22 protein-coding genes are annotated in these 22632 nt (G+C 72.4%); 7 read left to right on the forward strand and 15 right to left on the reverse strand.

Annotated elements, in window-relative coordinates; all coding sequences use genetic code 11:
- Positions 1-117 precede the first annotated feature (117 nt).
- The gene (locus VGN18_RS06495) at positions 118-1023 is read right to left on the reverse strand and encodes a LysR family transcriptional regulator (protein ID WP_327538842.1); all 906 of its coding nucleotides are present in this window, start codon (positions 1021-1023) and stop codon (positions 118-120) included.
- Between the two features lie 98 nt (positions 1024-1121).
- On the opposite strand from VGN18_RS06495, the gene VGN18_RS06500 reads away from it, so the two are divergent.
- The 3 genes from VGN18_RS06500 to VGN18_RS06510 are packed head-to-tail and all read left to right on the forward strand — an operon-like array spanning position 1122 to position 4194.
- On the forward strand, positions 1122-1721 hold the full coding sequence (locus VGN18_RS06500) for a short chain dehydrogenase (RefSeq protein ID WP_327538843.1): 600 nt from the start codon (positions 1122-1124) through the stop codon (positions 1719-1721).
- Positions 1722-1750: 29 nt separating this feature from the next.
- Positions 1751-3037, forward strand: coding sequence for a VOC family protein (locus VGN18_RS06505; protein WP_327538844.1), 1287 nt, complete (start codon positions 1751-1753; stop codon positions 3035-3037).
- On the forward strand, positions 3034-4194 hold the full coding sequence (locus VGN18_RS06510) for an FAD-binding oxidoreductase (protein WP_327538845.1): 1161 nt from the start codon (positions 3034-3036) through the stop codon (positions 4192-4194). Before VGN18_RS06505 ends, VGN18_RS06510 begins: the two co-directional genes overlap by 4 nt.
- Positions 4195-4305: 111 nt before the next feature.
- Here the strand turns inward: VGN18_RS06510 and VGN18_RS06515 are convergent, their stop codons facing one another.
- From VGN18_RS06515 to VGN18_RS06535, 5 genes are all read right to left on the reverse strand, one after another.
- The gene (locus tag VGN18_RS06515) at positions 4306-4821 is read right to left on the reverse strand and encodes a DUF3592 domain-containing protein (RefSeq protein WP_327538846.1); all 516 of its coding nucleotides are present in this window, start codon (positions 4819-4821) and stop codon (positions 4306-4308) included.
- Between the two features lie 68 nt (positions 4822-4889).
- Positions 4890-5306 (reverse strand): HIT family protein, encoded by a 417-nt coding sequence (locus VGN18_RS06520; protein ID WP_327538847.1) that lies wholly within the window; start codon positions 5304-5306, stop codon positions 4890-4892.
- Positions 5307-5386: 80 nt separating this feature from the next.
- On the reverse strand, positions 5387-6229 hold the full coding sequence (locus tag VGN18_RS06525) for an MBL fold metallo-hydrolase (protein WP_327538848.1): 843 nt from the start codon (positions 6227-6229) through the stop codon (positions 5387-5389).
- 62 nt (positions 6230-6291) lie between these two features.
- Positions 6292-7047: a GNAT family N-acetyltransferase gene (locus VGN18_RS06530; protein WP_327538849.1), complete on the reverse strand. Its 756-nt coding sequence runs from the start codon at positions 7045-7047 to the stop codon at positions 6292-6294.
- A complete protein-coding gene (locus tag VGN18_RS06535; protein WP_327538850.1) occupies positions 7044-7934 on the reverse strand; it encodes a LysR family transcriptional regulator in 891 nt (296 codons plus the stop codon). The genes VGN18_RS06530 and VGN18_RS06535 overlap by 4 nt, the downstream gene beginning before the upstream one ends.
- Before the next feature lie 84 nt (positions 7935-8018).
- Between VGN18_RS06535 and VGN18_RS06540 the strand changes: the two genes are divergently transcribed.
- A complete protein-coding gene (locus VGN18_RS06540) occupies positions 8019-9353 on the forward strand; it encodes an aspartate aminotransferase family protein (RefSeq protein ID WP_327538851.1) in 1335 nt (444 codons plus the stop codon).
- Here VGN18_RS06540 and VGN18_RS06545 read toward each other — a convergent pair.
- The gene (locus tag VGN18_RS06545) at positions 9350-9952 is read right to left on the reverse strand and encodes a hypothetical protein (RefSeq protein ID WP_327538852.1); all 603 of its coding nucleotides are present in this window, start codon (positions 9950-9952) and stop codon (positions 9350-9352) included. The genes VGN18_RS06540 and VGN18_RS06545 overlap by 4 nt on opposite strands.
- A gap of 120 nt (positions 9953-10072) precedes the next feature.
- Between VGN18_RS06545 and VGN18_RS06550 the strand changes: the two genes are divergently transcribed.
- Positions 10073-10555 (forward strand): hypothetical protein, encoded by a 483-nt coding sequence (locus VGN18_RS06550; protein ID WP_327538853.1) that lies wholly within the window; start codon positions 10073-10075, stop codon positions 10553-10555.
- Here the strand turns inward: VGN18_RS06550 and VGN18_RS06555 are convergent.
- The 4 genes from VGN18_RS06555 to VGN18_RS06570 all read right to left on the reverse strand — a co-directional run bounded on the left by VGN18_RS06555 (position 10515) and on the right by VGN18_RS06570 (position 15270).
- Entirely contained in the window at positions 10515-11366 is an 852-nt protein-coding gene (locus VGN18_RS06555; RefSeq protein WP_327538854.1) for a helix-turn-helix transcriptional regulator, read from the reverse strand. The genes VGN18_RS06550 and VGN18_RS06555 overlap by 41 nt on opposite strands.
- A gap of 114 nt (positions 11367-11480) precedes the next feature.
- A complete protein-coding gene (locus VGN18_RS06560) occupies positions 11481-12242 on the reverse strand; it encodes a DUF4386 domain-containing protein (protein WP_327538855.1) in 762 nt (253 codons plus the stop codon).
- Positions 12239-12496: a hypothetical protein gene (locus VGN18_RS06565; protein ID WP_327538856.1), complete on the reverse strand. Its 258-nt coding sequence runs from the start codon at positions 12494-12496 to the stop codon at positions 12239-12241. The genes VGN18_RS06560 and VGN18_RS06565 overlap by 4 nt, the downstream gene beginning before the upstream one ends.
- A gap of 59 nt (positions 12497-12555) precedes the next feature.
- The gene (locus VGN18_RS06570) at positions 12556-15270 is read right to left on the reverse strand and encodes a LuxR C-terminal-related transcriptional regulator (RefSeq protein WP_327538857.1); all 2715 of its coding nucleotides are present in this window, start codon (positions 15268-15270) and stop codon (positions 12556-12558) included.
- 222 nt (positions 15271-15492) lie between these two features.
- Between VGN18_RS06570 and VGN18_RS06575 the strand changes: the two genes are divergently transcribed.
- A complete protein-coding gene (locus VGN18_RS06575) occupies positions 15493-17871 on the forward strand; it encodes a putative bifunctional diguanylate cyclase/phosphodiesterase (protein ID WP_327538858.1) in 2379 nt (792 codons plus the stop codon).
- Here the strand turns inward: VGN18_RS06575 and VGN18_RS06580 are convergent.
- Positions 17849-18439: a helix-turn-helix transcriptional regulator gene (locus VGN18_RS06580; RefSeq protein ID WP_327538859.1), complete on the reverse strand. Its 591-nt coding sequence runs from the start codon at positions 18437-18439 to the stop codon at positions 17849-17851. The genes VGN18_RS06575 and VGN18_RS06580 overlap by 23 nt on opposite strands.
- A gap of 48 nt (positions 18440-18487) precedes the next feature.
- On the opposite strand from VGN18_RS06580, the gene VGN18_RS06585 reads away from it, so the two are divergent.
- A complete protein-coding gene (locus VGN18_RS06585; protein WP_327538860.1) occupies positions 18488-19345 on the forward strand; it encodes a class I SAM-dependent methyltransferase in 858 nt (285 codons plus the stop codon).
- A 1-nt stretch (position 19346) separates the two neighbouring features.
- On the opposite strand, the gene VGN18_RS06590 is transcribed toward VGN18_RS06585, so the two are convergent.
- From VGN18_RS06590 to VGN18_RS06600, 3 genes are read right to left on the reverse strand one after another with little or no spacing between them, the layout of a single operon-like run.
- Positions 19347-19967, reverse strand: a complete 621-nt coding sequence (locus VGN18_RS06590) for an L-threonylcarbamoyladenylate synthase (protein ID WP_327538861.1) — start codon at positions 19965-19967, stop codon at positions 19347-19349.
- A gap of 27 nt (positions 19968-19994) precedes the next feature.
- Entirely contained in the window at positions 19995-22259 is a 2265-nt protein-coding gene (locus VGN18_RS06595) for an FUSC family protein (RefSeq protein WP_327538862.1), read from the reverse strand.
- A 3-nt stretch (positions 22260-22262) separates the two neighbouring features.
- Complete coding sequence (locus VGN18_RS06600) at positions 22263-22607, reverse strand: UBP-type zinc finger domain-containing protein (protein WP_327538863.1); 345 nt, start codon at positions 22605-22607, stop codon at positions 22263-22265.
- Positions 22608-22632 lie beyond the last annotated feature (25 nt).

Raw genomic sequence — 22632 nt, forward strand, 5'->3', positions numbered from 1 at the left:
CGTAGGTCAACGTCCGGCTCCGGGAAGCTCACCGGCCGCGCAGCGTGCACCCTCCGGCGGTGGGCGTCCGGAACGCGGGGCCGGCCCGGCGCAGGATCTCGCCGACGACACGTGCGGTCAGCCCGGTAACCGCGCAACCGCGGCGTCGAGCGCGTCGACGATCGCGCGGTGCGAGGCGCCCGGCGCGGTGGCCCGGGTGAAGAGCACGACCTCGCGCACGGCGCCGTCGGCGAGCGGCCAGAACTGCACTCCCGCGGGGCGGAGAGACATCATCATCGGGGTCGCCGGGGTGACCCCGAGGCCGGCGGCGGCGAGGGCGAGGCAGGCGCCGGTGTCGGTGACCTCGTGCTCGACCCGGGGCTGCACGCCGGCGCGGCGGCACATGGTCACGGCGGTGCGGCCGAAGTTGTTCAGCGGCGAGGGCATGATCCAGGCACGGTCGGCGAGGTCGGCGATCTGCAGGCGGCGCCGGGGCAATTTCAGGTCGATGCCCACCGCCACGCCGAAGCGCTCGGTGATCAGGGTCCGGCGCCGGATCCCCTCGGTGGCCGGCGAGGGCAGGTCGGGGTACTCCACACCGCACGCGAGGTCGACGCTCCCGCGCCGCACCGCGCCGGCGGCGCCGTCGGGGTCGACCTCTACCGCGCTCAGCGCGACCCCCGGCGCGCTGCGGGCCAGGGATGCGGTCATCGCCGGCATCAGCGCGGTGGCGAGCGATCCGAACAGGCCGAGCCGCACCGTGATCGTCGGATCGCCGACCTGCCAGTCCCGTTCGACCGCCTGCCGGGCCTCGTGTTCGAGGGCGAGCATCCGGGTGGCGTACTCGACGTAGCGCGCCCCCGCATCGGTCAGTTGCAGGCCGCGGCCGACCCGGTCGAACAGGTCGACGCCGCCGAGCTCGCGCTCGAGGGTGGCGACCTGCGCCGACACCGCGGCTGTGCTGAAGCCGAGCAGCTCGGCGGCCACGCGCATGGAGCCGTGCCGCGCCGTCTCGACGAAGGCGACCAGCCGCTGCGTGTCCATCAACGAAACATAGACGGTTTCATCCAGATACGTTTGCTGGACGTGGCCGGTGCCCGGCGGCGATAGTGGACGGGCCCGAACGACACGATCGGAGAAGCATGAAGATCCTGCAGATCGGCGCGTCGGGAGTCCTGGGCCGCGCGGTCGCGGTGGCCCTGGGCCGGGACGCCGAACTCGTCATCGCCTCCCGCAGCGCGGAGCACCCGGTCGACCTGACCGACCCGGCGTCGATCGCCGCCCTGTACGAATCGGTCGGCCCGGTGGATGCCGTCGTGTGCACGGCCGGAGTCACCCCGTTCAAGCCGCTCGAGGAGTTGACCCGCGCCGACTACCTGGCCGGGCTGACCGACAAGCTCCTCGGTCAGATCGAACTCGTCCGGCAGGGCATCGCTCACGTCAGCGACGGAGGCAGCTTCACCCTCGTGAGCGGCGTGCTGGCCTACGACCCGATCGTGACCGGCGCGGTGGCGGCTACGGTGAACGGCGGGCTCGACTCCTTCGTCCGCGCGGCGGCGATCGAGTTGCCCCGCGGACAGCGGATCAATGCGGTCAGCGCGACCGTCTTCGAACAGGCCTGGGATGCCTACGGCGAGTACTTCCCGGGTCACAAGCCGGTCGACGCCGCCGAGGCCGCCCGCGCCTTCGTGAAATCGGTCCGGGGCCGGCAGACCGGCCAGATCTATCGCGCCGGCTACTGACGTGGCCGACGCCTGACAGGAGCAAGCAGATGGGTTTCGTCGACACCACGGAGCTGCGCGCGCGCTTCGCGCACCGCCTGTCCGTCCTCTACGGCGCCGAGGTGCCGGCGTACAACACGTTGGTCGAGGTGTCCCGCGAGGTCAACGAGCAGGTGCTCGCCCACGACGTCGCGGACGCCCAGCGGCTCGGGTCGATCGGCCGGGTCACCGAGGAGAGGCACGGCGCGATCCGGGTCGGCACCGCGCGCGAGCTCGCCCAGGTCGGGCAGATCTTCGCCGCCCTCGGCATGCACCCGGTGGGGTTCTACGACCTGCGGGACGCGCAGCCGCAACCCGTTCCGGTCGTCTCGACGGCCTTCCGTCCGGTCGATGCGGGGGAGCTGGCCCGCAACCCGTTCCGCGTGTTCACCTCGATGCTCGTGACCGCCGACCGGCGCTTCTTCACCGCCGACCTCGAGCAGCGCCTCGAGGGTTTCCTCGCCGCCCGGCAGCTCTTCCCCGACGAGCTGCTCGAGCTCGCGGCGCGGGCCGAGGCCGAGAACGGCCTGTCCGAAGACCGGGCCGATCGGTTCCTCGAGCTCGCCGCGGCGAGCTTCGCGCTGTCGACCGAGCCGGTCGACCGCGCCTGGTACGCCGAGCTCGAACGCATCTCGAGCGTCGCCGCCGACATCGGTGGCGTCGCCACCGTGCACATCAACCACCTCACGCCGCGGGTGCTCGACATCGACGACCTCTACCGCACCATGCAGGCGCGCGGCATCGAGATGATCGACCGGATCCAGGGGCCGCCGCGCTGGGCCGGTCCGGATGTTCTTCTGCGGCAGACGTCGTTCCGGGCGCTGGCCGAGCCGCGGCTCTTCCGCGAGGCGGACGGCACGGTGACGCCGGGCGAGCTGCGCGTCCGCTTCGGCGAGGTCGAGCAGCGCGGCATCGCGCTGACGCCGGACGGTCGCCGCCGCTACGACGAGCTCCAGGCCGAGGTCGACCGCGCGGCGGCCGGGACGGACCCGCGCGAGCGACCCGGGATCGCGGCCGACATCTGGGCGGCCGGCTTCCCGAACACCGAGGCCGACCTCGACGAGCAGGGCCTCGGCTACTTCACGACCACACCGACCGGCGCGCGCCGACCGATCGTCTACGAGGACTTCCTGCCCCGCTCGGCCGCCGGCATCTTCGCGTCGAACCTGAGCGGCGAGACCGAACTGGCCGCCGCCCAGGGCCAGGCCCCGCGCGACGCCGACTGGCTCAGCGAGGCGATCGGGCGCCGCGTCCACGATCCCCACGAGCTGTACGCCAAGCAGGCTGTGGCCCCATGACCGGTCGCACCCTTCCGGACCGCGCGCCGGTCGTGATCGTCGGCGGCGGGATCATGGGCGTCAGCATCGCTTATCACCTGGCCGCCGCGGGCGTGCGCGACGTCGTGCTGCTCGACAAGGGCTCGCTCGGCTCCGGGTCGACGTGCAAGGCGGCCGGCGGCGTGCGCGCGCAGTTCTCCGACCCGCTCAACATCACCCTGGGCCGCCGCAGCCTCGACACGTTCGCGACCTTCGCCGACCGGTTCGATCAGGAGATCGACTTCCACCGCGTCGGCTACCTCTTCCTGCTCTCCGACCGGGACGACGTCGCCACCTTCGAGCACAACGTCGCGCTGCAGAACGAGCTCGGCGTGCCGACCCGCATGATCGACGTGGCCGAGGCCAAGCGGCTCTCCCCACTCATCTCGACCGACGGCCTGCTCGCCGCGGCGTACAGCCCGACCGACGGCCACTGCACGCCGGAGTCGGTCGTGCTCGGGTACGCGACCGCCGCCCGCCGCGCCGGCGCCACGCTCGTGCCGCACTGTGCCGTCACCGGCGTCGACGTCCGGGACGGCCGGATCCGCGCCGTGCAGACCAACGGCGGCACGATCGCCACCTCGGCCGTGATCTGCGCCGCGGGAGCCTGGTCGGCGGAGGTCGGCTCGTGGGTGGGGGTCGACCTCCCGGTCACCCCGCTGCGGCGTCAGATCCTCATCACCGAACCGGTGACCGGCCTCGACCCGGACACACCGTTCACCATCGACTTCGCCACGACCTACTACTTCCACCGCGAGGGTCAGGGGCTGCTGCTCGGCATGTCCGACCCCGAGGAGACCCCCGGCTTCAAGCTCAACCGGTCCGACGACTGGCTGCCACGCATCGGCGAGGTGATGGAGCACCGCACGCCGGCGTTGGCCGACGTCGGCATCCGGAGCGGTTGGGCCGGTCTCTACGAGACGACGCCGGACAACAACGCGCTGCTCGGCCGCGCCTCGACCGTCTCCGACTTCATCTACGCGACCGGTTTCTCCGGCCACGGTTTCCTGATGGGCCCCGCCGTCGGGGAGATCGTGCGCGATCTCTACCTCGACCGGACCCCGTTCATCGACATCGGCGCGCTCGACGCCGACCGCTTCCGCGGCGCCGTCCACCGCCCCGAGCTCAACATCGTCTGAGTTCGACGACGAGACTCCTGACCGCAGTTGATCATGAACTGTATGTGGTTGCTGGATCGGCCACTGTTGATGACCGGTCGCGCGCCAGGATGCTTGGGTCACGTCGCTGACTCACGGCTGACGGTGTGATTCCTGGAGTCTTTTCCGGCGGCGGCGGCCTATTCGGGTTCCGACGGCGATGGCTGCTGCGACAAGGAACGCCACTGTTCCGAAGCTGACGAGGTTTGCGGCCCATTCGTTGTCGTTGGTGAGGTCGTGGGCTTGGGCGGGGTTGCGGGGGTTGTAGGAGATGGTGACGGTCGCGCCGATGACGGGCCGATGGCCGCCCCAGGGTCCGAAGATCGTGTAGGTGCGTCCGTTCGCGGCGTGGAACGTGTCCTCCGGGTGGTACTTGGTGCCGGACTTGGGGCCCGTGGAGGTGCGGTAGTCGACGATGGTGCCGGTGGTGGTGATGCCGTTCGGGACGGGTTGGCTGAGGGTGCGCGTGGTGAGCGCGGAGGCGATGAAGCCGTAGATCGCGAGGGCGGCGAGGGTCGAGAACAGCGGTATCAGAGTGAACGCCGCGAACCGGCGTAGTTGGCGGTTCGCCGGCGTGGCTGCGCGTTCCCGTCCGGTGGTCTGGCTCACGGGTCGACGGTACTGACGCGACCCGACCGTCCCGCCGCGGGGCGCATCGGCCGGGACGTCCGGATCACTCAGCGCGTGAGCTCCGAGAGGGCAGCATCCAGGTCTGCGACGTCCGCCGGGTCGGCCCGCCAGGGCAGCCGCAGGCTGTCCCCGTCGTAGCGAGGCACGACATGGACGTGCAGATGGAAGACGTCCTGCCAGCCCGCGGCCCGGTTCGCCTGGAAGAGCGTCACGCCGTCTGCCCCGAGACGGTCTCGCTGAAGTCGAGCGACGAGTTGAGCCGTACGGGCCACGGCGGTCGCCTGCTCCGGCGAGGCATCGAGCAGATCGGTTGCATGCTCACGCGGAACCACGAGTGTGTGCCCGGGATTCGCCGGGGCGAGGTCGAGGAACGCGACCGTGTCGTCGTCCTGAAACACCACCCGGCTGGGCCGCGTGCCGGCGACAACCTCGCAGAAGACGCATTCGAGGTCTCGTCCTGTCATGCCTCGAGCGTGCCAGACGACCATGATGGCCCGCCCGCGCCGCCGAGCCGCCCGGACCGCGACCTGGAGTCCGGCTTGGATCAACGGATTGGTGTCTTGTCCGGCGCTCCGGAGCTGCGTTCGCCCCGCATCCGGGCCACGTAGCGGTCGGCCGAGCGGCGGACCGCGCCGCCGCCGTCGGCGACGACGATGCGGCCCCACCAGCCCCCGTAGACGCGGTCGAAGCGGAAGCGCTCGACCCGGCCGGCGATGTCGAGCACCGTCTTCTCGTCGAGCGGGATGAGGTTGGGGTAGCTCCACATGAAACTGACCCACGACCGGTCCTGGACGACGGTGATGGTGTCGCCGGTGAGCAGCACGCCGCGGCCGTCCGAGCCGGCCGGCCAGTGCAGCACGGCGGCGCCGTCGAAGTGGCCGCCGATGCGGGCGACGGTGAGGCCGGGCACCGGTTCGACGTCGTCGTCGAAGAACTCGATCCGCGGGGACGGGCGCTGGATCCACTGCTCGTCGGCGCGGGGGATGAGCACCCGGGCATCGAAGTCGTCGGCGATGTCGACGTGCGCGCCGTAGAAATGCGGGTGCGACATCGCGATCGCGGCGAGGCCGCCGAGCTCGCGGATGCGCTCCTTCGCGGCGTCGTCGACGAGCGCCGTGCTGTCCCACAGCACATTGCCGTGCTCGGTCCGCACGAGCAGCGCGCGCTGTCCGATGCCGAACCCCGGCGTCATGCCGATGCCGATGAGGTCGGGCTCCTCCTCGCGCAGTTCGGTCTCGTGGGTTCTGGCGAGCTCGGCCCGGGTCGTCCACTGCTGACCGTCCCAGCCGACGTACTGTCGCTCGTCCTCGCAGATCGGGCAGTGCTCGGGAGGCGCCTCGGTGTCGGGCTGTTGCACGGCACAGGTCTGGCAGATCCACGCAGGCATGACTCTCGCTTCGTCGACGATCGGGTAACTGCTCCAGTCGAACAGTTCAACCGCGCTTCAGGTCAAGCCCGCACGAACTGGGTCAGCGGGCCGACCTCCTCGAAGCCGAGCCGTCGATAGATCGGGAGCGCGACGTCGCTGGCGTCCAGGCTGGCCCGACACGCCCCGGCGCCCGCGGCCGCGCGCAGGGCAGCCGCCGTCATCGCCGAGCCGATGCCGCGCCGCTGCCAGCCCGGGTCGGTGTCGACGAAGATGACGCTCGCGTAGGTGCCGAACACTCCGTACCCCGAGGTCGCGCGGGCGGTGCCCGCCCCGTCGACCGCCGCGAAGAGACCGATCGCCGGCAGCGAGGACAGGTAGGTGGCGAGCTCGCCCGGATCGGGGATCGAGGAATCCGCGCGCGCCGCGACCGCGACGGCATCGGCGAGAGGTACGCCGTCGACCGGGTCGTCCGCGGTGCGCCGTACCCGCCGCAGCGTCAACTCGCTCGGGAGCCCGAGGGCGGGCACGGTGTCGAGATCACGCCGGACCATCGCGGTGGTCGGGTTCGGCCGCCAGCCGGACGTCGTGCCGAGCAGTCCGGTGCACCGCGGTGCGGTGGCAAGCACGTTGATCGAACCCGCCGGCACGTGCGGGAGGAGTTCGACGAGCGGGGCGAGGGCGCGGTCGTCGGTCACGAGGAGCCGGGTGAGCGGCCCCGTCGCGGAGAGCAGGCCGTGCAGTCCGGGCTCGTCCACCCGGCGGCTGTCCGCCTGCTGCATCCGGTCACAGCGGGCCACCATGGCGGCGAGGTAGACCTCGGTCGCGGACGCCGTCATGCGGGGGCCCCGGACAGGGCATCGAGCACGACGGTCACCGATGCCCGCGCGGCCGAGCTCGACCGGATCGCCGCGGTGATGCGCCGGTACGTCGGCGGGACGAGGTCACGGGCCACGACGGCGTACCGAGGGTCCACCGCGAGCTCGGGCAGCAGGGTCACCGAGCCGGCCGATTCCACGTGCTGCAGCGCGATCAGGTAGTTGTTGAAGCGGCCGACGACGCGCGGCTCGAAGCCGGCCTGCCGGCACAGCCGTGTGGCCAGGTCGTCCATGTAGGTGCCCGGCAGATCGAAGGCCCAGTCCTCGTCGGCCAGCGCGGCCAGGTCGACCCGCTCCTGCCGGGCGACGCGGTGGCCGGGGGGCACGACGACAACGATCGCGTCGGTTCGCAGCGGCACGAGGTGCACGTCGGGGTGCCGCGGCGCGTCGAGGAAGTCGGTCGTGGTGACGGCGATGTCGACGTCGCCGCGCAGCAGGGCCGACGTGCTCTCGTGCGGCTCGAGCTCGTCGATGTGCACCTCGACGCCGGGATGGGCGAGCCGCAGCGCGACCGTGGCCGGGACGACCAGCGAGTGGATCGCGCTCTGGAACGCCGCGACCCGCACCACCCCGGACGGGTCCTGGCCGAGCGCCCGCAGCTCGGCCTCGGCGTCGGCCATCCGGTCGAGGATGTCGCGGGCGCGGCTCGCGAGCAGGTGCCCGGTCGACGTCAGCTGCACCCGGCGGCCGGTGCGCTCCAGCAGGCGGGCCCCGGTCTCGCTCTCGAGCACGGCGAGCTGCTGCGACACGCTCGACGCGCTCTGGTGGGCCGCCGCCGCGACGGCGCGCACGGTGCCGAGCGCCTCGAGCTGGCAGAGCAGGCGGAGCCGCCAGGGATTGAGCGTCACCGCACCAGCTGTACGGCAGAGCCGTACAGGACGTCAAGAAATGCACGATGGACGTGATGCTTCGCGCGGTCCTAGCGTGGGGCCATGACGATCGCCGCGCCCCTCGGTCCCGCTGTGTCGGACGCCTTCTGGCGCAGCGCCGACCGCCACCTCGTCCGCTACTCCGGCGCGGGCGGCTTCACGCACGAGATCATCGAGTCCGCGGCCGGGAGCTTCCTCACCACCGCCGACGGGCGTCGCATCCTCGACTTCACCTCGGGTCAGATGAGCGCGATCCTCGGCCACTCCCACCCCGAGATCGTCGCCACGGTGCGCGAGCGGATCGGCACCCTCGACCACCTGTTCAGCGGCATGCTCAGCCGCCCGGTCGTCGAACTGGCCGAGCGGCTCGCCGATTCGCTGCCCGACCCGCTCGAGAAGGTGCTGCTGCTGACGACGGGCGCGGAGTCGAACGAGGCGGCGATCCGGATGGCCAAGCTGGTCACGGGCAAGCACGAGATCGTCTCGTTCGCCCGCTCGTGGCACGGCATGACGCAAGCGGCGGCGAGCGCCACGTACAGCTCCGGTCGCAAGGGCTACGGGCCGGCGGCGCCGGGCAACCTCGCGATCCCCACGCCGAACCCGTACCGCCCGGACTTCGTCACCGCCGACGGCGAACTCGACTGGCAGCGTCAGCTCGACTTCGGCTTCGACCTCATCGACGCGCAGTCCGTCGGCAGCCTGGCCGCCTGCATCGTCGAGCCGATCCTGAGCTCGGGCGGTGTGCTCGAACCGCCGCCGGGCTACCTCGTCGCCCTGCAGCGCAAGTGCCGCGAGCGCGGCATGCTGCTGATCCTGGACGAGGCCCAGACCGGGCTGTGCCGCACCGGCACGTGGTACGCCTTCGAGCGCGACGGCGTCGTGCCCGACATCCTGACGCTCTCCAAGACCCTCGGCGCCGGGCTGCCTCTCGCCGCCGTCGTCACGTCGAGCGCCATCGAGCAGGAGGCGCACGACCGCGGTTTCCTGTTCTTCACCACGCACGTGTCCGACCCCCTCGTCGCCTCGGTGGGCAACACCGTGCTCGACGTGCTGCAGCGCGACGGCCTCGACCGACGCGCTCAGCAGCTCGGGAAGCGGCTCACCGACGGCCTGCGCGAGCTCGCGACGCGGCACGAGGTGATCGGCGACGTCCGGGGCCGGGGCCTGCTCGTCGGCCTCGAACTCGTCGTCGACCGCGAGACCAAGCAGAGTTCGGATGCGCTCGGCGCCGCGGTCACCGCGCGCTGCCTCGAGCTCGGGCTGCACATGAACATCGTCCAGCTACCCGGCATGGGCGGCGTCTTCCGCATGGCGCCGGCGTTGACGGCGAGCGAGGACGAGATCGCGCTCGGCCTGTCGATCCTGGACGAGGCGATCGGCGACGTGACGGCGCGTTAGCCGGCCCGACCTCCGTAGGACCCGACCAGCGCGGCCGCCACCGTCGCGGCATCGGCGTCGGCGACGTCGGCGGGGTACTCGGGCAGCAGGTCGTCCCAGACGACGAGCCAGGACCCGAGCATCTGGGACTGCCCTTCGGGCCGGGCGAAGAACCACACGTGCAGGTGGGCGCCGCCGTCGCCGATGCGGTACACGTGCGCTCGCGCGATGTGCGGCAGGGCCTCGATGTGCCGGCCCAGGTGCGCGGTCAGCACGCCGAGCTCAGCGGCCCGCTCGTCCGGCAGGTCGGCCAGGCCGTGGTGCTCGCGCGGGTGCAGCATGAGCACGAGCGGCACCCCGACGCTACCGATGCGGGTGAGTCGCCAGTGGTCGTCGAGCCAGATGCCGTCGTCGCGGTGCGCGCAGGAGTGGCATTCGGACGGATCCTCGCCCTGGCGGTGCGGCTCGGGCAGCACCGGCGGGCGCAGCCGCGAGACGCGCAACCCCTCCTGCTCGAACGGGCTGATGTCCCACTCGGTCATCCGCGAGAGCGGCAGGCGCTGCTCGTCGTCGGTGACGGAGAGGGCGTGCTCGTAGAACTCGCGGGGATTCATGACCATGGTCGAACCCTAACGGCGCATACCGGTCAGGAATCGAGAAGCCGCGCCGGTGGGTCCCGACCTAGCGTTGCGCGCAGACGATCGGCCGACCGAGGCCGATCCCGCACCCGGGAGACAGCGATGCCGACGAAGACCGCAACGAGCCGGACCGAGGGATTCACCGCCGAGGAGCGGGCCGCGATGAAGCAGCGCGCCGAGGAGTTGCGCGCCGAGGGCAAGAAGGGCGCGAGGAAGGCCGACGGCCTGCAGGACCTGCTCGACCGCGTCGCGCAGATGGATCCCGACGACCGCGCGCTGGCCGAGCGGGTGCACGTGACGATCACGGCCGCGGCCCCCGGCCTGACTCCGAAGACCTGGTACGGCATGCCCGCGTACGCGAACGACGACGGCAAGGTCGTCGTCTTCTTCCAGGACTCGGGCAAGTTCAAGTACCGCTACTCCACGCTCGGCTTCCAGGACGCTGCGAATCTCGACGACGGCGACATGTGGCCGGCCTCGTTCGCGCTGCTGAACTGGAGCCCGGCCGCGGCGAACCGGGTGGCCGAACTGGTGACGCGGGCGGTCAGTCGCGCTCGACCGGGTGCAGGTCCTGGGTGCCGATGACCGCGATCAGGTCGAGCTTCTCGCGGCAGTCCGTGCCGGGACGCGGGTGCAGCACGACCAGGGTGGCGCCGTCGACATCGCTGGTGAGGTGCTCGCAGAGCAGGTCGAGCAGTCCGACCTCGGGGTGCACGATGCGCTTCGCGTCGGCCCGGCGCACGGCGACCTCGTGCTCGGCCCAGAGCCGGGCGAACTCGGGGCTCGCGTCGGTCAGGTCGCGCACGAGCGATTCGACATCGGCGTCACCGGCGCGGCGGCCGTAGGTCGCGCGGAGGTCGGCGACGTGGGTGCGCGAGTGCGTCGCCCAGTCCTCCTCCGGGAACCGGTCCCGGCTGCCGGGGTCGGTGAACCAGCGCCAGTTGTGGTTGCGGGCGCGGCCGGTGTGCCCGGTCTGATCGCCCGAGACCAGCTTGGACATCCGGTTCTGGACGAGGGTGTAACCCAGGTCGTCGATGACGAACGCCGGGGTGTCGACGAGGCGGTCGAGCAGGTACAGCACGCCCGGACTCACGTGGTCGCCGGTGCTGTGCCGGGCCGGCGCCGGCTGGCCGGCCAGGTGGAAGAGGTGATCGCGCTCGTCCTCGGTGAGGCGCAGCGCCCGGGCCAGGGCGCCCAGCACCGCTGCTGACGGGTGCGGCCCGCGCTGCTGCTCGAGCCGCGTGTAGTAGTCGGTCGAGATGGCCGCGAGTGCGGCGACCTCGTCGCGCCGCAACCCCGGGGTGCGCCGCCGGCGACCGGGTGGCAGCCCGACATCCGCGGGGTCGAGCCGCTCGCGTCGGCGGCGCAACAGGTCGGCGAGAGCGGAGCGGTCCATGTCTCCACGGTGCCGCGCCGCGCCGCGATTAGCCAGGGATCCGCGCTCCCCGGGTCCGGCCCCGGACGGCCGAACGCCCCCCTCGGGTCGAGGAGGGCGTTCGTCGCGTCCGGGTCAGCCGACCGGCACCGGTTCGCGGGTGACGGTGCTGACGGCAGGCAGGGCCGCGAGCGGGCCCGGACGGAAGCCCTTCACCGTCAACCACACGCCGAGGGCGAACTCCCACGTCGCGATCGGCAGGGCGCACAGGGCACCGGTGGTGGAGACCTGGCCCCAGCCCCCGAAGATCGTCGCCGAGGCCGACATCAGGATCAGGGGGGCCCCGATCAGGCCGACCGCCGGGATGAGGCGCGGCACGAGCCGCGAGCGGTAGAGGATCGTGCCGAGGAACAGCGCGTTGACGCCGGGCATGATCCCGGGGCCGAGCAGGAAGGTCCACTGCCGCAGGGTCACCAGTGCATGCCCGACGACACCGACGGCGTCCCCCTGCGCACCGGTGGCGCCCGCGTAGTCGACCCGCAGCGTGGCCAGGGCCAGCATGCTCATGACCCCGACCATGATCATCGTGCCTTCGATGACCCGCGACGTGACGAAGCCGAGCGCGGCCGTCCGGCTGACCCGTCGCGTGACCGGGTAGAGCGCGAGAGCGGTGCCGACGCCGGCGAAGGCCGTGACGATCTCCAGCAATGAGCCCAGCTGCAGTGCGCCGTTGCCGCCGGCGGTGCGGATGAAGTCGCGGTGGTCGATGGCGTCGGAGAACAGCGCGAGTTGCGGGATCGACGCGGCGAAGGTGAGCAGGTACAGCAGACCGGCGGTCAGGGAGATCCTGCGCGTCGGGTCCATCCGCGGACGGGTGGTGGGCCGGGTGGAGATCATGGCGTGCTCCTTCGGATCGGTGCAGTGGTGGGATGTGTCGTCGTACCGGTGAGCACGACGGAGACGAGCACCAGGCCGAGGCCGCTCGAGGTGCGGAGCAGGCCGTCCACGGCCGACTGGTCGGCGACGGTGCCGGCGATGACGGTGGTGCCGTCGTCGCAATGGGTGAGCGTCATGCCGTCGAAGGAGGCGGCCCAACGGGGCGCGAGGTGCCCTTCGACTCGGATCTCGCAGTTGCGGTCATCGGGTGGCATGGGCGAGACGATGCCGCCGGACATGGTGACCCGTCGTCACCACATGTGGTGATTTCGTGTCAGCCGATGTGCCGCTGAGGCAGCAGCTCGATCTCCTCGGCCCGGCGCACGGCCGCGCGCCGGTTGGTCACGCCGAGCTTCGTGTAGATGTGCGTCGTGTGCGTGCGCATGGTGTTGAGCGAGACGGACAACCGGCGGGCGATGTCCGGTCCGTCCAGGTCGGTGGCGAGCATTCGCAGCACCTCGAGCTCGCGGTTGCTCAACGGTTCGATCAGCGCCTGGTCTGTCGGTGTCGGGGCCGAGGTGGTCGCGTGCAGCAGACGGCGGACGAAGGCGGGGGCAACCGTCCGCCGGGCGAGGGTCCGCAGCAGCGTCGCCATCGGCTGACCCTCGTCGGCGAAGACCCGCACGTTGCCCTCGGACTGCGCGAGCACGACGGCACGCTCCAGCCGGTCGAGGGCTTCCGGTAGCTCGGCGCGCGCCTGGTGCGCCAGGGCGAGCAGCACCAGGATCTCGGTGACCGTCCCGTGCCGCCCACCGGCGTCGGCCGCATCGAGCAGGCGCTCGAGCAGGGCGACGGCGTCCTCCAGTGCGGTTCCTTCCGGCTCGGCCTGGTGCCGGGCCAGCAGCAGCCGGGCGAGGGTGACGTGCTCGTACTCGCGCAGGTAGGACAGGTCGTCGCCGGGGGACAGCCCGCGCCCGGCGGCCCACGAAGCAGCTTCGGACAGTTCGCCCCGGCGAATTCGGAGCCGGGCCCGCAGGGCCGGGACGGGGCGCACGTCGGGGGCGTAGTCACCGGCGTAGACGTGGACCGCCTCGTCGAGCAGCGTCAGCGCGGCGTCGAGGTCACCCTCGATCAGCTGCATCCGCGCGGCCGCGACCCGCCGGCGGTACGGGTTCTGCGGCAACCCGTTGTGAGCGCCCAGACGGTCGGCGGCGGCGAGCTGCCCGGCCGCGGCCACGAGGTCGTCGCGGTCGATGAGCACCTCGGCGGCGGCCACGTGCATGTCGGCCGTCCCGCGCAACGGCTCCGCGGCCGTCGTGGTGGCGTTCACGGCGAGGCCTGCTTCGTAGGTTCGCAGGGCGTCGCCGAGCCGGCCCTGCGTGCGGCACAGATCGCCGAGCGTGATTCGGCAACCGATCGCGTCGGCGAGCCAGCCGACCCGGGTCAGCCCGGCCACGGTCGCGCTGTACGCGGCGTGCGCGCCGCTGAGGTCGCCCCCCGCCCACAGAGCGAGGCCGGCGAGCGCACCGGCCGCGCTGCGGACGAGATCGTCGTCGGCGGGGGCGAGGGCCGTCGAGGCGCGGGCGTGCGCCACGGTGCCTTCCGGGTCGCCCTGCGTCAAGGCGAGTGCGGCCCGGTAGAGCTCGACCGCGGCCGGCACCGATCGGTACGCGTTCGCGTCGGCGACGACGACGCCCGCCGGCGGTTGGACGCACCACGTGCCGTCGGCCGAACGCAGCATCGACTCGATCCGGCCGAGACGGGCCTCGACCGTCTCGAAATCCGACACCTGCGCGAGCGCGCCGACGAACGCGACACCCAGCACCGGTCGCGCTTGCACCACGTCGTCGGGCAGCGCGCGCAGCCAACGGTGCAGCTCGGTCTCACGGCGCTCGCGTTGCAGCATGGGCATCATCAGCTCGACCAGCTCGGCGGTCCGGTCGAGGTCACCGGCCGCGAGCGCGTGTCTCGCGGCCTCCGCGGGATCACCGGCGGCCTCGAACCAGGCACTCGCGCGGGTATGCAGCCCGGTCAGCTCGGCCGGCCGGTCCTCGCGCAGGTGCGCGCGCAGCACGTCGGCGAAGAGGTGGTGGTAGCGGTACCACTCCCGCCGGGCGTCGAGCGGGACGAGGAACAGGTTCGCCCGCTCGAGCTCGACGAGTGTCGCCCGGCCGTCCGCTCGCCCGGTGACGGCGTCGCACAGCGGTCCGGTCAGGCGCTCCAGCACGGACGTCCGGAGCAGGAAGTCACGCACCGCGGCCGGTTGGCGGGTCAGCACCTCCTCGGCCAGATAGTCGAAGACATAGCGGTCGTCGCCGGCGAATTCCGCGATGAAGGTGTCGGCGTCGTCGAGACCGCGAAGCGACAGGGCCGCCAGCTGTAGTGCGGCGATCCAGCCCTCGGTACGGCCGGTCAGGGTCGTGAGCTGCGCTTCGTCCAGCCCCAGGGCCATCGGTTCGTTGAGATAGGTCGCGGTCTCCGCAGCGGTGAATCGCAGGTCGGCCGCGCGCACCTCGGCCAGTCGGCCCTGAGCGCGCATCCGGGCCAGTGGCAAGGGCGGGTCGGCCCGGGTGGCCAGCACGACGTGCAGGTTCGGCGGCAGGTGCTCGAGCAGGAACGCCATGGCCTCATGGATGTCGGACGATTCGATGAGGTGGTAGTCGTCCAGCACGAGGGTGATCCCGGCCGGCAGTTCGGTCAGGTCGTTGAGCAGCGCGGGCAGCGCGACGTCAACGGGCGCGTCGGAGGACAGCAGCTGGCGAGCGGTGGCACCTACGCCGTTCGCAGCGCTCTGGATCGCCGCCGTGAGGTACGTCCAGAACAGAGCCGGGTCGTTGTCCCGCTCGTCGAGCGAGACCCAGGCCAGTGGTGACGATCCGCGCGCCAGCCACTCGGCGACAAGCGTCGTCTTGCCGAAGCCGGCGGGCGCGGAGACGACCGTGAGCGGGGCCGCAGCGTGGCCGAGCCGCTCGTAGAGCCGCGGCCGGGCCACCGCGTCGCCCCGTCGAGCGGGCGCGCGGTACTTGCTCTCGAGCAGAATCGCGACCATCGCGGGCCCAGTACACCAGCCGAGACGTCGCGGTGGGGGCGCCGGCCGTGCCGGTTTCTTCGCCTCGATCGCGTCGAACGTCGACGTCACCGGGTTCGAGGCCGTCACCGTCGCAGCCGAACGACGACAGCGTGATCGCCGCCGTCGCACCCGCCGGCCTGCCCGGTGGCTCACGTTGCAACCCCGTCTGCCGATAGGAGCAGGGGCTAACAAGGAGGGCATATGCTGCGAATGGCGGCGTGGCGGTACGTCATAGCGGGCGGAACCGCCCTCATGGTCGTCTACTTCGCCTGCCCGGCCGGGGTCGCTCAGGACGGTCTCTACAGCTTCTTCGGCCTGGCTTCGGTCGGTTGCATGGTCGCCGGCATCCGCCTGCACCGGCCGTCGAACGTCGCCGCCTGGTGGGCGATGGCCGGTTCGAACCTCTGCTTCGTGCTCGGCGACGCCGTGCTCTCCTACTACGACGTAGTCCGGCATCACAGCGCCCCCTTTCCGTCCCTCGCCGATGCGCTGTACCTGCCGGGATACCCGTTCCTCTTCTTCGCCGTGAGCCGGCTGACCCGGCGCCCCGGACGTTCGGGTGCCCGCGAGGACCGGGCCGACGCGGCGATCGTCGCGGTTGCGGCCACGGCGCTGTGCTGGCACCTGCTCATGTCGTCCTACGCCCACGACTCGTCCATGTCGGCCTTCGGCCGATTGGTGACGATGTCGTACCCGATCCTCGATCTGGGCGTGCTGTTCATCGTCCTCAGCCGGGTGCTCTTCGCCGGGGCCCGGCGCCCGGTCGACACGTTGGTGGTCGCGGCCATCGGGTCGATGATGTTCGCCGATATTGCCTACGACCTGTTGACGCTGCACGGCCTGTACGAGTCGGGCAACATCATCGACTCCGGCTGGCTGCTCAGCTACACGCTGCTCGGCGCCGCCGCGCTGCACCCGTCCATGGCGACCGCCCTCGACGCCGATCCCGTCCGCCCCTCGACCCGACGGCGTCTGCCGCGGGTCGCGATCGCCGGCTTCGTCATCCCGGCCATCCTGCTCGTCAGCGGGGTCACCCGCTCGCAGATCGACCTCGTCGCGCTCGCCGCCTGCTCGGCGGTGCTGTTCGGGCTCGTGATCCTTCGCGTCGTCTGGGTGCTCAACCGGCTCAACGACCAGACGGTCGAGCTGAGCGCGGCGCTGGCCGCGCAGCAGTCGCTGCAGCAGGACCTGCGGTATGCGGCCTTCCACGATGCGCTGACCGGGCTGGCCAACCGGGCGCTGCTGCAGGAGCGGGTCGAGCACGGGCTGCAGATGGCGCGGCGGTCGAGCGGCACGATGGCCCTGCTGTTCTGCGACCTCGACGGGTTCAAGACGATCAACGACAGCCTCGGGCACCAGGCCGGCGACGATCTGCTCGTCGCCGTCGGCAAGCGGCTGTGTTCCGTCGTGCGGGAAGGCGACACCGTCGCGCGACTCGGCGGTGACGAGTTCGCCATCCTGATGGAATCGGTCGACGATCCGGACGTGACGATGGCGGTGGCCGAGCGGGTGGTCGAGGTGCTGCGGCGCCCGATCGACCTGGACGGTCGCCCGATCGTCGTGTCGGTCAGTGTCGGGGTCGCCTTCGCCGACTCGGGTCAGGACGCCGAGGCGATCTTCAGTGAGGCCGACGCTGCCATGTACGCCTCGAAGGCGGCGGGCAAGGACCAGGTCGCCTGCTTCGAGCAGGAGATGCGCACCCGCGTCCTGCACCAGATGGAGCTGCGGAACTCGTTCACCCGCGGGCTCGACGCCGGCGAGTTCTACGTCGAGTACCAGCCGCACCTCGGGCTGGCCGACGGGCACATCGAGGGTTTCGAGGCGCTCGTGCGTTGGCAGCACCCGAGCCTCGGGCTGATCTCGCCGGCCGACTTCATCCCGCTCGCCGAGGAGACCGGCTTCATCGTCCCGCTCGGACGCTGGGTGCTCGCCACCGCGTGCGCGGCGGCGGCGACCTGGACCCGCACCGTCGGGCGGCGCCTCTCGGTGTCGGTGAACGTGTCGACCCGGCAGCTGCGCGACGCGCAACTCGTCGAGGATGTGAGGGACGCCCTCGCCGCGACCGGCTTCGCCGCCGACCAGCTCGTGGTCGAGGTCACCGAGACCATGCTCATGCAGAATCCGGCGCAGGCCGCGGCGGTGCTCTCCGAACTGCGTGCCCTCGGCGTGCGGGTCGCGATAGACGACTTCGGTACGGGCTACTCGTCGCTCAGCCACCTGCGCGAGTTCCCGATCGACCTGCTCAAGATCGACCGCTCCTTCGTGAGCCCGCTGTCGGACCCGTCCAACGAGGGTGCGGCCTTCGTCGCCAGCATCATCCGGCTCGCGCACGACCTCGCGCTGACCACGGTGGCCGAGGGCATCGAGAACGCGGCGCAGCACCAGGCGCTCATCGACCTCGGCTGCGACAGCGCGCAGGGTTTCCTGCTGTCGCGGCCGCTGGGTGCCGAGGCCGCGCTCGCGTTCGCCGAACGGGCGGTCGAGCGGGAGGGCCGGTCCCGCCGCGGCCCCCGCTCGCCGGTGACAGCGCACCCCACCGAGCGGCCGACGCCGGCGGTCAGCCGGTCCGCGCCGGCGTGAGGTCGACCGCCTCGAGGTGAGCCCGGTGTCCGAAGCGATCGAGGATGATCAGGATCTCCACCGGCCCGTCGTGCGCGGTGATGGCGTGCGGCTCCATGGTCGAGAACTGGGCGGCCTGCCCGGTGCCGACCAGTATGACGCGCTGCCCCAGGTGCAGCCGGGCCGTGCCGGAGAGCACGGTGAACCAGTCGTGGCCGGGATGCACGCCCAGCTCGGCCGGCGGCCGGCGCCGGGTGATGCGCTGTTTCGCGACGGTCAGCCCGGCCGGCCCCGACCCGCTCGACAGCACCCAGGTGAGGGCGCCGTGCGCCCGGTCGCGGCGTGGGCGGATGAGCACGTCCTCGTCGTCGCGCGACTCCACCAGCTGGTCGATGGTGGTGTCCAGCGCCCGGGCGATCGGCACCAGCTGGTCGATCGTGATGCGACGGTGTCCGGTCTCGATGCGGCTCAACGTCGACGCGCTCACATGACAGCGAGCGGCGAGCACATCCAATGACCAGCCCCGGGCCTGCCGGAGGCCGCGGATGCGGGAGCGGATGACATTGTCGATGGCGAGGTCTTGCGTCATTGGCAAGATGCTATGCCCATACAGCAGCCGCGACCTACGGTGGTGGGCATGCCGCATCCCCCTTCCCACCCCCACGACCACGCCGCGACCGGCACCGGCCTGACCGCGCTCCTCGACCTCGACGGGCAGGCCCTGCACGAGTACTGGACCGCGGCGCTCGGCTGGGTCGAGCGGGCCGTGCGCGACGCCGGAGTCACGCCGCGGCGCATCGTCGATCTCGGCGCCGGCTCGGGCCTCGCGACGGTCTTGCTGGCCGAGCGGTTCCCCGACGCCGACGTCCTCGCGATCGACGTGTCGGACGAGATGGTCGAGCACATCAGGGGCAAGGCGACGGCGCACGGGCTGACCCGGGTCCGGGTCGAGCAGGCCGACCTCGACGGCGCGTGGCCGGAGGCCGGCCCGCTCGATCTCGTCTGGGCCTCGATGTCGCTGCACCACCTCGCCGACCCCGAACGCGTGCTCGGCGACGTCCGCGCTTCACTGCGTCCCGGCGGGCTCGTCGCCGTCGCGGAGTTCGACGAGCCGTTGCGCTTCCTGCCCGACGACCTCGGTCTGGGCGAGCCGGGCCTCGAGCGGCGCTGCCTCGACGTGATGGCCGAGGTGCACGCCCGCGACGTCCCCGAGCTCGGCGCCGACTGGCCGGCCCGCCTGGCCCGGGCCGGGTTCGAGGCGATCGAGGCGCGCCCGTTCGCGATCGAGCTGACCCCGCCGTCGGACGCGGTGACCAACCGTTATGCGCTGCGCTGGATGCAGCGGCTGGCGGTGGGGGTGGGGGAGGCCCTCGACGAGGGCGACCGGGCGACCCTGGCGGCGCTCGTCGGGGACGGCCCGGCGTCGATCGGACGTCGCGACGACATCCACGTTCGCGGCCTGCGCACCGTCACGCTGGCCCGGCGACCGGCCTGACCTACTCGAACATGGACGGGTCGCCCGCGCCGACGCGGACGACCTCGGGATAGCCGGCCGAGAAGTCGACCACCGTGGTGGGCTCGGTGCCGCACTCGCCCGAGTCGATCACGGCGTCGAGCTCGTGGTCGAAACGGTCCTTGATCTCCCACCCGTTGGTCATCGGCTCGTCCTCGCCGGGCACGAGCAGCGTGCTCGACACGAGCGGCTTGCCCAGCTCGCGCAGCAGCGCCTTCACGACCGGGTGGTCGGGGATGCGCACGCCGACGGTGCGCTTGCGCGCGTGCGCGAGACGTTTGGGCACCTCGCGCGTGGCCGCCAGGATGAACGTGTACGGCCCCGGGGTCACCGCCTTGATGCTGCGGAAGGCCGCGTTGTTGAGCACCACGAACTCGCCGAGCTGCGCGAAGTCCGAGCACACGAGGGTGAAGTGGTGCCGCTCGTCGAGGTTCCGCAGACGACGGATGCGGTCGGCCCCGGTGCGGCTGTCGAGCTCGAAGCCGAGCGCGTAGCAGGAGTCGGTGGGGTAGGCGATCAACGCGTCGTCGTGCAGCATCGCGACGGCCTGGGCGATGACCCGTGGCTGCGGATCCACCGGGTGCACATCGAGATACCGCGCCATGCCGCCACAGTAGGCGGTGACGCCGGCTCAGCGCCGCCAGAGCGGGCGGGCCTGGGCGGCCACGACCTCGGCGGCCGGTCCGGTCAGATCGAGGCGGAGGCGGTCGACGTCGCCGAGGTACTGGCCCGACCACAGCAGCCGCTCGGCCCGCTCGGCGCGCGACTCGTCGCCGCACCGCTCGACGGCGGGGAGCACGACTTCGAGGAACGACGCGTCGTCGCTGCCGTCGGGGACGGGCGGGGGCGCGGCGCCGCGGCCGACGGTGAAGGCGTCGGCCAGTTCGCCGTACCAACCGGTGACGTGGGCAGCCCGGCGGTCGAGCACTCCGGCCGGTCCGGCCAGGCCGTCCTGGGCGACCGTGCCCTCGGGGGCGCCGGCTCGCAGGTCGGCGATCGCCACCCCGGCCAGGCGCAGCCGCGCCGCCCCGTTGGCGAGGGCGGCCACACTCTCGAGCGGCACGCTCTTGCCGCCCTGCTCGGCGAGGTACTGGCGCAGCGCGTCGTCGAGTCGCACCCCGGCGGCGGTGGCCTCGGGACCGCTGATCCCCGGCTCGGCGGCGTGGCCGGTGAGACTGTCGACGGAGTCCTGCAGGTAGCGGGCGGCCGACCGGTAGGCCTCGGCGTAGGCGACCCCGAGCGCGGCGGCCGCACCGCGCGGCCAGAGCAGCACGCCGGCGACGAGCCCGGCGGCGCAGCCGAGCGCGACGTCCTCGACCCGCAGCACGCCGACCCGCCACCCGATCGGCGCGATGATGTTGAACAGGATGATCGAGAAGACCGTGAAGGCGGCCTGGCCGGCCACGAACGAGATCACCGCCGGGGCGAACGCGGCGATGAAGACGACCACCGGCAGCAGCGGCCACAGCACGGCGGGGTCGGTGCCGATCAGCGCGATGGCGACGCCGCCGATCACGAATCCGACGAGCGTGCCGGCGATCGCCCGGAGCACGGTGGCGCCGGTGGCCAGCGCGTTCGAGCGCAGCACCGACAGCGCGCCGAGCCCGATCCAGAACGCGTTCTGGCTGCCGACGACGCGGGCGAGCAGCACGGCGACGGCCAGGCCGATCGCACCGCGGACGCTGTTCTGCAGCCACACCGAGTGCCGGTCGAGGTGGCGGGCGGCGGCTCGTTGCGCGGCGCCGGCGACGCCGAAGCGGTCGAGGTCGACACCGCGTCCGAGCAGGCGGGCCCACCACGAGCGGGAGTCGGCCCGCCCCATCGTCGCGACCGTCCGGCCGACCAGATCGACCGCGTAGCCGAGCTCGTGGGCGGCGTAGAGCGGCCGCTCGAACTCGCCGGCGGCGGAGGGGTCGCCGACCTCCAGGGAACGGGCGCGCAGGGAGTCGAGGGTGGAGCGTGCGACGTCGGTGCGAGCCGCGGCCAGCGCGGCCAGGCCGGCGTCGAGGTCGGTGCAGACCGGCATCCCCGGCCCGGCGCCCTCGTGGTCCACCGCGTCGCCGCAGGCGGCGAGCACCTGGGCCGAGAGGGTGCGCAGCCGCCGGCCCGGGTCGGGCCAGCCGTCCGGCGCATCGGCGCAGGCATTGGTGACCGCGGTGGCGAGCCACTCCACCTCGTCGACGAGGCGGACGAGCAGGCGGGCGCCGGTGCTGAGGGCGGTGGTGCGCGCCGTCGAGGTGCGGAAGGCGCCGCGCAGGTCGCGGGCGGCGCGCCGCATCGCGACGAGGCGATCCGGCTCGCCCGGGGCCGGCGGGTCGAGGCGCAGCATCGTGGCCAGGGCCCGGCACAGCGCCGCGGTGCGGGCCCGCAGGATGTTCTGGTCCTGCGGTGGCCAGACGAACAGCGCGACCGGGATCGCGACCGCGCAGGCGATGCCCCACCCGGCGAGGCGCGCGGGCAGGTCGGCCCGCAGGCTGGGCAGCAGCACGGCGAGGATGAACGCCAGCAGCGCGGCCGACGTCCCCCCGTTGACCACCGAGCTCACCACCCCGGCGAACAGCACCGCGAACGCGATCACGGCCATGGCGAGCACGGCGAGCCAGTCGGGGGAGGCGAGCAGCGTGCCCAGCGAGATGAGCCCGGCACCGGCGACGGCGAGCACGACGTAGGCGCCGAGGCGGCCGGCGCGATCGCCGGGGAAGTTCGCGAACAGCAGCAGCGCGAACGAGCCGAAAGCGGCGAAGGTCGCCACCTGCGCATTGCCGATCAGCTGCGAGCCGACGGCGAAGTTGATCGGGACGACGACGGCGGCCCGCACCGCGGCGTGGATCGCCGCCGGTTGCGCGAACCGCGCGCGCAGCGCCGCCCCGCGACCGCCGGTCGGAGCCGCAGGCACGGCTCAGTGGATCTGCGCGCGCCAGTCGGCCGGGACGCGCCCGGCCGGGCCCGGCACCGGCTGGTCGACCGGGTGGTGCTGCGGGTCGGGCAGCGCCGGGCCGTCGTAGTAGTCGCTGCTCTCGTAATCCCAGAACCAGGTCTCGCCCGGCTCGAAGCTGGTGACGATCGGGTGCCCGGCACTCGCCGCGTGCGCGCTCGCATGCTGCGAGGGGGAGGAGTCGCAGCAGCCGATGTGTCCGCACTGCGCGCAGCGGCGCAGGTGCACCCACCAGCCGCTCGCGGCGTCGCACTCGACGCAGCCCGCGCCGCTCGGCACCGCGGCCAGGTTGATCGGGTCCTCACTCATCGACCGACCCTCGCTACGCTCGCTC

It is taken from the genome of Jatrophihabitans sp., from assembly GCF_036000465.1.
In the GTDB taxonomy this organism is placed as follows: Bacteria; Actinomycetota; Actinomycetes; order Mycobacteriales; family Jatrophihabitantaceae; genus Jatrophihabitans.

What these genes read in the sequence shown, in the direction of transcription:
- VGN18_RS06585 (WP_327538860.1), top strand. Translation starts at nt 18,488, where the DNA reads ATGCCGCATCCCCCTTCCCACCCCCACGACCACGCCGCGACCGGCACC.
- VGN18_RS06560 (WP_327538855.1), bottom strand. Translation starts at nt 12,242, where the DNA reads ATGATCTCCACCCGGCCCACCACCCGTCCGCGGATGGACCCGACGCGC.
- VGN18_RS06525 (WP_327538848.1), bottom strand. Translation starts at nt 6,229, where the DNA reads ATGCCTGCGTGGATCTGCCAGACCTGTGCCGTGCAACAGCCCGACACC.
- VGN18_RS06545 (WP_327538852.1), bottom strand. Translation starts at nt 9,952, where the DNA reads ATGGTCATGAATCCCCGCGAGTTCTACGAGCACGCCCTCTCCGTCACC.
- VGN18_RS06505 (WP_327538844.1), top strand. Translation starts at nt 1,751, where the DNA reads ATGGGTTTCGTCGACACCACGGAGCTGCGCGCGCGCTTCGCGCACCGC.
- VGN18_RS06530 (WP_327538849.1), bottom strand. Translation starts at nt 7,047, where the DNA reads ATGACGGCGTCCGCGACCGAGGTCTACCTCGCCGCCATGGTGGCCCGC.
- VGN18_RS06495 (WP_327538842.1), bottom strand. Translation starts at nt 1,023, where the DNA reads ATGGACACGCAGCGGCTGGTCGCCTTCGTCGAGACGGCGCGGCACGGC.
- VGN18_RS06540 (WP_327538851.1), top strand. Translation starts at nt 8,019, where the DNA reads ATGACGATCGCCGCGCCCCTCGGTCCCGCTGTGTCGGACGCCTTCTGG.
- VGN18_RS06600 (WP_327538863.1), bottom strand. Translation starts at nt 22,607, where the DNA reads ATGAGTGAGGACCCGATCAACCTGGCCGCGGTGCCGAGCGGCGCGGGC.
- VGN18_RS06500 (WP_327538843.1), top strand. Translation starts at nt 1,122, where the DNA reads ATGAAGATCCTGCAGATCGGCGCGTCGGGAGTCCTGGGCCGCGCGGTC.
- VGN18_RS06510 (WP_327538845.1), top strand. Translation starts at nt 3,034, where the DNA reads ATGACCGGTCGCACCCTTCCGGACCGCGCGCCGGTCGTGATCGTCGGC.
- VGN18_RS06570 (WP_327538857.1), bottom strand. Translation starts at nt 15,270, where the DNA reads ATGGTCGCGATTCTGCTCGAGAGCAAGTACCGCGCGCCCGCTCGACGG.
- VGN18_RS06590 (WP_327538861.1), bottom strand. Translation starts at nt 19,967, where the DNA reads ATGGCGCGGTATCTCGATGTGCACCCGGTGGATCCGCAGCCACGGGTC.
- VGN18_RS06565 (WP_327538856.1), bottom strand. Translation starts at nt 12,496, where the DNA reads ATGCCACCCGATGACCGCAACTGCGAGATCCGAGTCGAAGGGCACCTC.
- VGN18_RS06580 (WP_327538859.1), bottom strand. Translation starts at nt 18,439, where the DNA reads ATGACGCAAGACCTCGCCATCGACAATGTCATCCGCTCCCGCATCCGC.
- VGN18_RS06575 (WP_327538858.1), top strand. Translation starts at nt 15,493, where the DNA reads ATGCTGCGAATGGCGGCGTGGCGGTACGTCATAGCGGGCGGAACCGCC.
- VGN18_RS06520 (WP_327538847.1), bottom strand. Translation starts at nt 5,306, where the DNA reads ATGACAGGACGAGACCTCGAATGCGTCTTCTGCGAGGTTGTCGCCGGC.
- VGN18_RS06550 (WP_327538853.1), top strand. Translation starts at nt 10,073, where the DNA reads ATGCCGACGAAGACCGCAACGAGCCGGACCGAGGGATTCACCGCCGAG.
- VGN18_RS06555 (WP_327538854.1), bottom strand. Translation starts at nt 11,366, where the DNA reads ATGGACCGCTCCGCTCTCGCCGACCTGTTGCGCCGCCGACGCGAGCGG.